Here is a 10,069-nt window from a genome sequence, read left to right on the forward strand (position 1 = left end):
TATAATTTCAAAATGAATAAACCTACTCCTAAAACTTATCGTACAACCAACTGGTCTTCCTATAATCGCGCTCTCATTAATCGGGGCAACATTTCCATTTGGTTTGATCCAAACACTCAGTGGTATGCACAACCACAAAACAAGCAAGGTCGAAATCAAACTTACTCCGATACGGCTATTCAATGCTGTTTAATGATCAAATCTTTATTTAGACTCTCTTTACGCATGGTCACGGGTTTTGTTCAAAGTCTGATTAAACTTTGTGGATTAAATTGGACCGCACCAGATTACAGTACGCTTTGTCGAAGACAAAAACATATTGATATTGCGATTAGCTATCAAAAAAGTAGTGATGGGCTACATCTACTCGTCGACTCAACTGGCTTAAAGTTTCTAGGTGAAGGGGAGTGGAAACGTAAGAAACATGGACCTGAATATCGTCGCCAATGGCGTAAGCTTCATATTGGCATCGATGCTGAAACCTTGCAAATACGTGCAGTACAGCTTACTACAAATAATGTGAGCGATTCGCAAGTACTCGGTGATTTACTTGCTCAAATTCCCTTAGATGAACGAATTGATTCGGTCTATACCGATGGTGCTTATGACACGAAGCACTGCAGACAAGTCATTCTAGATCGAGATGCACATGCGCTCATTCCGCCAAGAAAAAATGCAAAACCATGGAAAGATCAGAAATTGAGATCTTTAGAGCGGAATGAGTTACTGAAAACAGTTAAACGTTTAGGAAGAACGCTTTGGAAAAAATGGTCTGGTTATCATCGTCGAAGTTTAGTTGAAACCAAGATGCATTGCATCAAACTATTAGGTGATAAATTAACAGCAAGGAGTTTTTCTAGTCAGGTGAATGAGATTCATGCACGCATAGCCGTATTGAACAAATTTACAGAATTAGGTCGTCCTCATACCCAAGTTGTCACTTGAATTCTGTTCAAATGAGCAGAGTGTTATCTTTTAAATCTTTGTGCAACAAAGCCCTTTTGTGATTAATACCTGTGATCAGATTTTCTAAAAATGGGTATGGGTAATATTCTTCATTCTCTTTGACGTAGATGAAAATGGTATCTAGTATCTGATGTTCATTAAACCTGAACGTAATACCTCTCTTAAAAAATTGCCAATAGGATAGCTTTTCTCCACCAAAATTAGTCTCTAATGAGTCAAACTCACTTGCAACAAGAATAACTGCTTTCAAAATATCTGAACTTGACTCTTTAGTTCCAAGACAAGATAAAAAAACCTCTACATCACCTGAAAAATTCACTTATGACATACCTAAATCAAAATTTTCTTTATCCTTTGGTTTTTATCATATTAAAAATGAAATCTCTGATTCAAAGTTAAAATTTTCAAAAGCTGTATCCATTTAACATAAATCTCTTATACGAATTCTAGCCCTGCATAGGGCGGGCTAGATATAGCGATTAGACCCAATTCTCTAGCTTCAGACCATCAATTCGTTCAAATTCTTTTGTATTGTTCGTAACTAATACAACATCCAATGCCAAAGCATGAGCAGCGATCAGCATATCTAAGCTGCCAATCGGTTTACCTGTAGATTGAAGATTCTGGCGTAATTTGGCGTAATGCCAAATCGCCTGTTCATCGTAAGGAAGAATCTCTAAAGGTGACAAAAACTTGTTTAACGCCTGTTTATTGCGTTCAGATCCAGACTTCTCTACACCAAAAGCCAGCTCAGATGCCGTGATACTCGAAATCGCAAGCTGGCCGAGTTGATATTGCTTAAAGCGCTCAAAAACTTGTTGAGGCTTATTGTTGATGACATAGATACAAATATTTGTGTCTAAGAGGTAAATCATCTGAACTCCTCACGGAGCTGTTCGCCTTGATCAGCTCGATCCAATTGGAATCCAACCTCAAACTCATTTATTGCTTCTAACATGACATCCCAAGGATTGTCGATGGGCATGAGTAATACACCACGACCGAAGCTTTTGATGGCCACTTCCGTGCCATTAAAGCGAAAGGCTTTAGGCAAGCGAACAGCCTGACTGCGACCAGTTTGAAATACTTTCGCAATTTCCATAATTACCTCCCGAAACCAAGATATATATCATTGATATATATCTTAACATTAAATCTTGTAAAGTCAAAGTGAAATTAAAATCATAAGGCAATAAAAAAGCCCGACATCCTGTCGGGCTTTTTCATATCGGGGTGCTCGTCTTACTGATCTCGTGCTGCTCATTCCTTGCGCTATTTTCTTATTCTTGTTTTCTGGAAACATCCAGTTCCCTTATGTATTCATCATAGGGCTAATGCTTTGGATTACCAATCCTCAAAAATCTTAAATTCATGTAAGTTTTAGCTTACAAAGTTGGCCTATTTTATCCCAAGAGTTGTCCGCAGAAATTGGGGATTATTTATGAACTGTGACCCTTGAGAAATCAGGAAAAAATGCAAAAACGAATGTTTTTTGATCAATTTTATTGGCTAAAAGTTACAGTTTTGCTTAAAAAGAAACCGACTTGTTTCCAAGTCGGTTGAACGAGAACGTTCCAGAGGGTATGAATAACGATAAGATACTGATCTTAAAGTAATATTAAAAACACTGTTATTCACCAATTAAAATGTCTATGCGATAAACCATTTAAAGTGTCCTGTTTTTAACCACAAGAGTCAAGCACAGGATTTAAATTTCTTTGTTCAATAACAGCTTTCTGAGCTTTACGACTCGGCATACTTTTCTTGGCCCGGGAACGTTTATTTTGTTTTTCCAATACTTCATGTTGCTGTTGAATATGCGCCAGGACTGAACCTAACCGTTTATTCTCAACAATCTCATTTTGCTGCAGCCCAGCCAATTTATTGAAGATGCTGTAGTTGAGCTTTCGTCCTTCATGCATGAGGGCCAAAGTGCCATCCGGATACTCCAGAATTGAAATGTATTGCCCAGCAAGCTTATGATTCAGCTCTGTCGGTTCAAGTATATAAATACATTTATCATACGTGATGGTTAGGTTCTTCGTGACCTTACGCGGTTCCTGCCAGGTAAAAATATCATCCAGTTCAAGATTAGATTCGGTTAGGGGTAGATGTAAATTCTTCGAGTTTCTCGCACACTTGGCAAATTTCTGATTGAAGTGCTCAATGAAGCAGGGTAGCCAAGCATTGGCTTCGGCAATTGAACTGATGCCTTCCAAACGCATCTCCTTGATCAACCGGTCTTGAAGGGTTCTATTCGCGCGTTCTACGCGACCTTTAGCCTGTGGTGAGTTGGCAAAGATAATATCAATGTTTAACTCATTCAGAATCCGGCCAAATTGCGTGATCTGGCTGTTTAGGCTAGATTTTTGGTTCACTCGGAAGACCTAATGTTTGTCGCTATAAAAGGCCAGATGTTTGCCGTATTGTTCAATGTAGGCTCGGGTTGAAAGCATATAGTCAAAGGTCGTTTCGGCCTCACAAAAGCGCAGATGCAACAGCTTTCCAGTAGCATCATCGATATAAACCAGCAAGCAGCACTTAGCAGCGCGTCCTTCGAACCAGTCATGATATGAGCCATCAATCTGGATTAGCTCACCGAAGCAATCCCGGTTATAGTGTGGCTGATATGGACGTTTAAGGCGCTTGGATCGAGGAATCCAGAGGTCATTTGCCGTCATCCACCGCCGAAGCGTTTCTACCGGGATATCTAGGGCAAACATGCTGCTGAGCTTCTCATGCGCCAAGGTGGGTCCAAATCCAAGCAGATGTTCAGAAATAATAGAAAAAATTTCGATTTTAATAAATCATCATGGCGACGATGACCTGGTTGACCACGACTGGCATGTATCAGGCCTGAAACACCATCTTGCTTTAGCTTGTGCAATAATCGGGTTATTTGACGGGTTGAAAGATTAAGAATTTCTGCAGCACGGACTTGGTTAATACGTTGATCTCGAACGTCTTGCAGAACAGCAAGACGTTGAATTTCTTTGTCAGACATAGTGATCAGCATCTATATTTCATATCCAGTCTATGATGTTTAAACCATCATAAACTAGACATTTTTATTGGTGAGAATATAGACATTTCTATTTTGGAGTTACACTTAGATTGCGTATAATATAGATTATGTTAAATAGGCGTAGATATAGAGCTTAATTAACAAAAATTCTCCAAACCCATTTAAAAATACTGCCAACCATATTAGGAAATAAATAACCTATAACGAAGCAACTGATTACTGTAAAAATTATAATTTTAGGTGAACTAACCGTAGAGCCTAGATATAAAGAGGAAAATATTGCTAGTCCTAGACCTAGGATGACCCCACCCACAGAATAGTAAAATGCTGTAATTAATCGTTCAGAATTATCCATTATTACCCCTGAATTTTTAATTAGGATTAAGAGGTTTAAAAATTTTATTAATAATAATTGCTTGCGATATATCGCAAGTATCACTTACCTCTACTTTCCATGAATAATTCCTTTTTTTAAGAGGAAAAGCTTCTCCTCCACCATATGCAATTTTATCTCCGATATGGAAATTTTTATAGATAAAAACCTGATTTTTATACTTTTAACAATGATACAAAAAAATTAACTGAAGCAGATGTAATTGCTATTTTTATGCCAACTATCGATTAAGCATTATCAGTATATTAAAACTATCACTTGGTTTACCTGTAAGTAAATTGAATACTTGGCATAATCCCAAATGGCTTGTTCATTGTAAGGTAAAGTGACAAAAGTAAAATAAGTCTACACAGCGCATTAAAAATACTGTGTCTGATTTTATGGTGATTCTGATGCTATCGCGATGAGTTTGCGCACTCTCTGAATATAGTATTTCGCTTCTTCATCGCGAAAGAAAGCACTGATACTGACTTTGACACCATCAGGCATTCTTAGTGTAACTATTGCAGCATCGTAAACAGGGTAGTCTGATTCCAGTTCAACTTTATATACTTGTAAATTTGAAAGGGGGTAATGTGTTAGCCTGCTTCTAAAAGGAGACTTTCTTTGAAGAATGATTTCTCTAGATATGGAATTTAACGTCAAATCAATTGAATCACCTAAAATTGCAAACCACAAAATCATAGTTGAAAAAACAAGAGGAAGGATCAAAAATCCGAAAGTTGCAAAAATGACTCCGAAAATTGGAGTATTTGTCCAATCTGTCGATTGTGCTAAGCCTAAATAGTACAAGACGAAAGGAATACAAAACAGAGACCAGGGCAGCAGAAAAAGCCGAATCCAAAAAGGAAATTCTCTTACGTAGCGTACTACATCTTCTTCGAAGATAATAAACTCCTCTGATCTTTGTAACTTATTTTTACTTATCATTTTCTTCTTGAATCACATATCTATCTTGATGGTGTTTTATTTATTATACGCTTATCAGTTTTTTTCTCATGGTAAACTTCTGATGAGTACGTTTATTTTACCAAGTTAAAGTCTCCGTTTTTATCAGCACACATCAACTCTAAAAAGTTCCTTCATCTTATGACACTTACGCCACCTTAAGTTTATTTACCGTCTTAAATCTGTAAATAACTCATCACTGTCTAGTGATGTGGTGTAGTCGTTTGTGTGTTGTATATATCACATCACTAGCCTATCTGAAAAATTAAAAAACAGGCTATGTTTATGTTATCTAATGTCCGAGAACAGTGGTTCTCTAACATCCGTGGGGATGTACTTGCCGGATTAGTCGTCGGTCTTGCACTCATCCCTGAAGCCATCGCATTTTCAATTATTGCAGGTGTAGATCCTAAAGTTGGTCTATACGCATCCTTCTGTATTGCCGTCGTGATTTCTTTCGTAGGTGGTCGTCCTGCCATGATTTCAGCAGCCACTGGTGCAATGGCGCTGCTTATGGTCACATTGGTCAAAGAGCATGGGCTTGAATATCTGCTGGCAGCAACAATTTTGACAGGCGTGATTCAAATATTGGCAGGCTATTTAAAGCTCGCCAAGTTAATGCGGTTTGTATCTAAATCTGTGGTTATTGGATTCGTAAATGCGTTAGCGATCTTAATTTTCATGGCTCAATTGCCTGAACTGATTAATGTGACCTGGCATGTATATGCTTTTGTTGCTTTAGGTTTAGCAATTATTTATCTATTCCCTCTGGTTCCCAAATTAGGAAAATTACTCCCTTCTCCACTAGTCTGCATCATTGCAATCACATTATTGGCAATCGCTTTAGGAATTGATGTACGGACCGTGGGCGATATGGGGTCTTTACCTGACACACTTCCAATGTTCTTGATTCCAGATATTCCTTTGAATATTGAAACATTGATGATTATTTTGCCTTATTCAGTCGCACTGGCGGCTGTAGGTTTACTTGAATCGATGATGACAGCAACTATCGTGGATGAAATGACTGATACGCCAAGTGATAAATATCAGGAATGTAAGGGACAAGGGATTGCGAATATTGCTTCTGGCTTTATGGGTGGCATGGCCGGTTGTGCAATGATTGGTCAATCTATGATTAACGTAAAATCAGGTGGCCTTACACGCTTATCAACATTCTCTGCGGGCATTTTTCTTCTTATTCTGGTTGTATTTATCAGCGACTGGCTCAAAGTGATTCCAATGGCTGCATTGGTAGCGGTAATGATAATGGTCTCTATCAGTACCTTTGAATGGAGTTCTGTCACTCAGTTAAAAGATAATCCTAAGAGCAGTAATATCGTCATGATTGCGACGGTGATTGTAGTTGTTGCTACGCATAACCTGGCTTTGGGTGTGTTAACAGGCGTATTACTTTCAGCCTTGTTCCTGGCGAATAAACTTGAAAATGATATCCAGGTGACAGCATCTTTTGAAGGAATGGCCCGTTTATATGAGTTGAGAGGTCAGATCTTCTTTAGTTCTTCTGAAAAATTCATGCAAGGTTTTGACTTTAAAGAGGATGTAAAGGATGTGATTATTGATTTGACCCATTCTCACATTTGGGATGTAACATCAGTCGCCATGCTTGATTCTGTTGTAAAAAAATTTCAAAAGAATGGTGTGAATGTCACTGTGCGTGGCTTAAATGAAGCCAGCTCTATCATGATTGATAAGTATGGAACACATGCCAGAATCTAAGCGCAGGAGATTTTACGTTTATGTAGAATCTCTAAAATTAACATAATACACCTTATACGAAATAAAAATGGGAGCCTTAAGCTCCCATTTTTTAAGTAATTTTTTCAAATAAGGCTTGGGTGAGCATCTAAAATTCGAATCAATGTAGCTGCTGGTCCAGTTGGATAGCGTCGTCCCTGTTCCCAATTTTGCAGGGTACGGGGGCTAATATGTAGACGTGCAGCAAATTCATTTTGGCTCAAGCCGGTTTTTTCACGTACTTCTTTAATATCAGGCAATTCGAGTTCTGTAACTCGGCTTGCTTTAACTTCTTTACGTTTGATGGCTCCAGCTTCTTTGATTGAAGCAACCAAGTCATCAAATAAGTTGTTATCCATGAAATTGCTCCTTCACGAGTTGGCGCAGAATGGCGGTTTCCTTATCTGTTAAATTATCTTTTACTGATTTTGGATAAGCCACTAAGAAAAAGATCTGATCATCCTCGGTGACCCAATAATAAATCACCCGTATCCCACCACTTTTCCCTTTGTTACCTTGAGCACAACGTACTTTGCGAATACCACCGCCATTCTTGATTAGGTCACCTCTATCAGGCTGTACCAAAAGATCTTGCTGAAGTTGACGATATTCCTCATCAGATACAAGGTCTTTAATTTGCTTGGTAAAGATGCTGGTTTCAATAAATAACATGGACTCTTTATACGTCAATGGCGTATTTGAATTTTAGCAGTTTCCATAACAAAAAACGAGAGCTGGTAGCTCTCGTTTCGCATAACCGCCATTATGTTAAATGGAATGTATATTCATATAATTAAAAATATTCTCTATGTATATTTCGGCATTTTTGTAATTTTTAAAAATATTCTCTGCGTATGTATTGATATTCGTGTTGTATATCTGTATATTTGGCTTATTGAGACTCGATATACAAATTTTAAAACCAATATTTATAGGATATACGTCATGAATAACCAAAAAATTGAACATCAATCTGTAATTGTCTTTACATCTGAGTCGAAAGATTCTTTAGTGAAGAATGGTGGAAGTAGAGCTTGGCGAGCTGTACTAAGTAAATTAGAACAAGCAGAATATTTAATATGTACTCAGAATACGAATAAGCTACATGAGCACGATCCTGAAATTGATCATGGACAAGCTTTTTATATTGGTAAGGTTCGGAATATTGAAATTGTTGAAGATGATCGAAAATTTATACAAGTTTCTGAATATGCATTTTTACCGAATGATGTTGTATTTAAAGAAGCATGGAAGCGGTTGACGCAAGGCGAATCAAATCAAGCCCAACAATATCCCGTAGCATATAAGGATACTAATGAGTTATTTGAAATGTTGCATTTGAACTTAGATGAATTGGACTGGATTACCGTAGATCAAACACAACGTATTAATTTAAATGAGCCAAAGACAATTACATCTGTAAACTTGCCTGAATTAATAGAGGAAGCCAGGCAGAAAATTTCAGAGGCTGCCAATGTAAGCCCAGATAAAGTAACAATCCAAATTTCATTTTAAAGTAAATAAATCTAGAAGGAATCAAGATGAATGATCAAATTTTTGACGCTATCCGTGAAGCTTTAGCAAATGCAGATGAAAGTTCTTGGACACAGGAATTACATATCCAAGTTATTAAATATGCAGATAGTTTGGCTGATGTCACAGGAAAAGAATTTTGTGAGGCCGTCCAAATTAAGGATAGCTATTTTGCTGAATTTAATAAGATGAAAAAGATAGCAACAAGATTAATCGCAGCAGGATTAGATGTTAGTCGTCTCTAGCCTTTATTTAAATTATCTAAAATTAACATAATACACCTTATACGAAATGTGTTATAATTTATTTTGAAATTCAAGTACTTATTTCAAAGTTTATAGCCCAAACATCACTGTTTGGGTTTTTTTTATGATTTTTCACGTTCCACGCCTATTCTTTGACCAATGTTTCACGACTTTGTTCATATTAGTTAAACAATCGTGGTTAATCATAGGGTCTAAAAAAACGGCTCCAAAAGCCGGGGTAAACAGCCTTCAATGCAGATGCAGAAATAGCTTTCGATCTTCAGCCGTACAAGTATCAGTGTTGAAAAAGAAAATTACGGAACTCACAGCTGCATAAAATATTCGGCACTGTTGCAAATAGGCTGACATGATAAGCTAAATATCTTAGGCTCTAGACTAGCAGAATAATTATGTTAGTCTAGAATAATGATAGAAAACAGTAAATTAAGTCACTACAAGATTAAAAAAATTATTCAATGCTTTTGTGTTGATATTCCTGCTTCCAAAACAGCCTTATTACTCAATTTAAATCGTAATACGATTAATTATTGGTACATGCTTTTTAGAGAAACTATCTATGATCATCAAACAGATTTAAGAGCTAAGTTTGTTGGTTTAATAGAAGTAGATGAAAGCTATTTTGGAGCGAAAAGGCAACGTGGGTTTCATGGAAAGTTAAAGCGTGGTCGTGGGACTCTAAAACAGCCAGTATTTGGAATATTCGAACGTAATGGGCGCGTCTATACTGAAATCGTACCTGACTGTAAAATGAAGACTTTACAAGAGGTTATCATTGGTAAAGTTTCACTTGAGAGTGTGATTTATAGTGATGGATGGCGTGGCTATAATGGTCTTGTTGATGTGGGTTATTCAAAGCATTTTAGGGTAAATCACGGAGCAAATGAGTTTGCTAGAGGACAATGCCATATAAATGGAATAGAATCATTTTGGAGCTTTTGTAAAAGAAGGCTAGCAAAGTTTAACGGCATATCAAAAGAGTACTTTGATTATCATCTTAAAGAAACTGAATGGCGTTGGATGAGGGAACCTAATGAGTTAGCAACTGAGCTGTGGAACCTCATTAGGTAAAATTAAGTGTAAATCTGCTAGTCTAGAGCCAAAAATAATGTCATTGAATGTGATCATGGTAAGTTAAAGCGAATCATCAGGGCCACATTAGGATTCAAATCTATGAAGACT

General features: G+C 37.2%; 11 protein-coding genes and 3 pseudogenes. 7 read left to right on the forward strand and 7 right to left on the reverse strand.

The annotated features are described in order from the left end of the window. Positions 1-12 precede the first annotated feature (12 nt). Complete coding sequence (locus tag DPG01_RS17645) at positions 13-945, forward strand: IS5-like element ISAha2 family transposase (protein WP_001040037.1); 933 nt, start codon at positions 13-15, stop codon at positions 943-945. 7 nt (positions 946-952) lie between these two features. Here the strand turns inward: DPG01_RS17645 and DPG01_RS17650 are convergent, their stop codons facing one another. The 4 genes and pseudogenes from DPG01_RS17650 to DPG01_RS17665 form a co-directional block, all read right to left on the reverse strand. Next, positions 953-1,285, reverse strand: coding sequence for a hypothetical protein (locus DPG01_RS17650; protein WP_228157023.1), 333 nt, complete (start codon positions 1,283-1,285; stop codon positions 953-955). A gap of 160 nt (positions 1,286-1,445) precedes the next feature. After that, on the reverse strand, positions 1,446-1,841 hold the full coding sequence (gene vapC, locus DPG01_RS17655; RefSeq protein ID WP_000639719.1) for a type II toxin-antitoxin system tRNA(fMet)-specific endonuclease VapC: 396 nt from the start codon (positions 1,839-1,841) through the stop codon (positions 1,446-1,448). Next, on the reverse strand, positions 1,838-2,068 hold the full coding sequence (locus DPG01_RS17660) for an antitoxin (protein ID WP_110975941.1): 231 nt from the start codon (positions 2,066-2,068) through the stop codon (positions 1,838-1,840). The genes vapC and DPG01_RS17660 overlap by 4 nt, the downstream gene beginning before the upstream one ends. A 580-nt stretch (positions 2,069-2,648) precedes the next feature. Continuing rightward, positions 2,649-3,982, reverse strand: a pseudogene (locus tag DPG01_RS17665) (ISNCY family transposase). 524 nt (positions 3,983-4,506) lie between these two features. On the opposite strand from DPG01_RS17665, the pseudogene DPG01_RS18975 reads away from it, so the two are divergent. Then, positions 4,507-4,616, forward strand: a pseudogene (locus DPG01_RS18975) (GFA family protein); the annotation flags it as partial. 147 nt (positions 4,617-4,763) lie between these two features. Here DPG01_RS18975 and DPG01_RS17680 read toward each other — a convergent pair. Further along, positions 4,764-5,315, reverse strand: a complete 552-nt coding sequence (locus DPG01_RS17680; protein WP_110975943.1) for a hypothetical protein — start codon at positions 5,313-5,315, stop codon at positions 4,764-4,766. A gap of 303 nt (positions 5,316-5,618) precedes the next feature. On the opposite strand from DPG01_RS17680, the gene DPG01_RS17685 reads away from it, so the two are divergent. Continuing rightward, complete coding sequence (locus DPG01_RS17685; protein WP_004762546.1) at positions 5,619-7,073, forward strand: SulP family inorganic anion transporter; 1,455 nt, start codon at positions 5,619-5,621, stop codon at positions 7,071-7,073. 104 nt (positions 7,074-7,177) lie between these two features. Here DPG01_RS17685 and nadS read toward each other — a convergent pair whose 3' ends face one another. Both nadS and DPG01_RS17695 read right to left on the reverse strand, forming a co-directional pair. Beyond that, a complete protein-coding gene (gene nadS, locus DPG01_RS17690; RefSeq protein WP_000369781.1) occupies positions 7,178-7,450 on the reverse strand; it encodes a NadS family protein in 273 nt (90 codons plus the stop codon). Next, positions 7,443-7,763 (reverse strand): type II toxin-antitoxin system RelE/ParE family toxin, encoded by a 321-nt coding sequence (locus tag DPG01_RS17695; RefSeq protein WP_039253786.1) that lies wholly within the window; start codon positions 7,761-7,763, stop codon positions 7,443-7,445. The genes nadS and DPG01_RS17695 overlap by 8 nt, the downstream gene beginning before the upstream one ends. A gap of 273 nt (positions 7,764-8,036) precedes the next feature. Here DPG01_RS17695 and DPG01_RS17700 point away from each other — a divergent pair, with 273 nt between their 5' ends. From DPG01_RS17700 to DPG01_RS17715, 4 genes and pseudogenes are all read left to right on the forward strand, one after another. Then, the gene (locus DPG01_RS17700) at positions 8,037-8,606 is read left to right on the forward strand and encodes a hypothetical protein (protein WP_016659739.1); all 570 of its coding nucleotides are present in this window, start codon (positions 8,037-8,039) and stop codon (positions 8,604-8,606) included. Between the two features lie 26 nt (positions 8,607-8,632). Continuing rightward, positions 8,633-8,869 carry a hypothetical protein gene (locus DPG01_RS17705; RefSeq protein WP_110975945.1) on the forward strand — a complete coding sequence of 79 codons (237 nt, stop codon included), beginning with the start codon at positions 8,633-8,635 and terminating at the stop codon, positions 8,867-8,869. 426 nt (positions 8,870-9,295) lie between these two features. Next, complete coding sequence (locus DPG01_RS17710; RefSeq protein WP_068908137.1) at positions 9,296-9,958, forward strand: IS1595-like element ISAcra1 family transposase; 663 nt, start codon at positions 9,296-9,298, stop codon at positions 9,956-9,958. Between the two features lie 30 nt (positions 9,959-9,988). Next, a pseudogene (locus DPG01_RS17715) lies at positions 9,989-10,069 on the forward strand (IS6 family transposase); the annotation flags it as partial.

The organism is Acinetobacter sp. WCHAc060042 (assembly GCF_003231195.1).
GTDB lineage: Bacteria > Pseudomonadota > Gammaproteobacteria > Pseudomonadales > Moraxellaceae > Acinetobacter.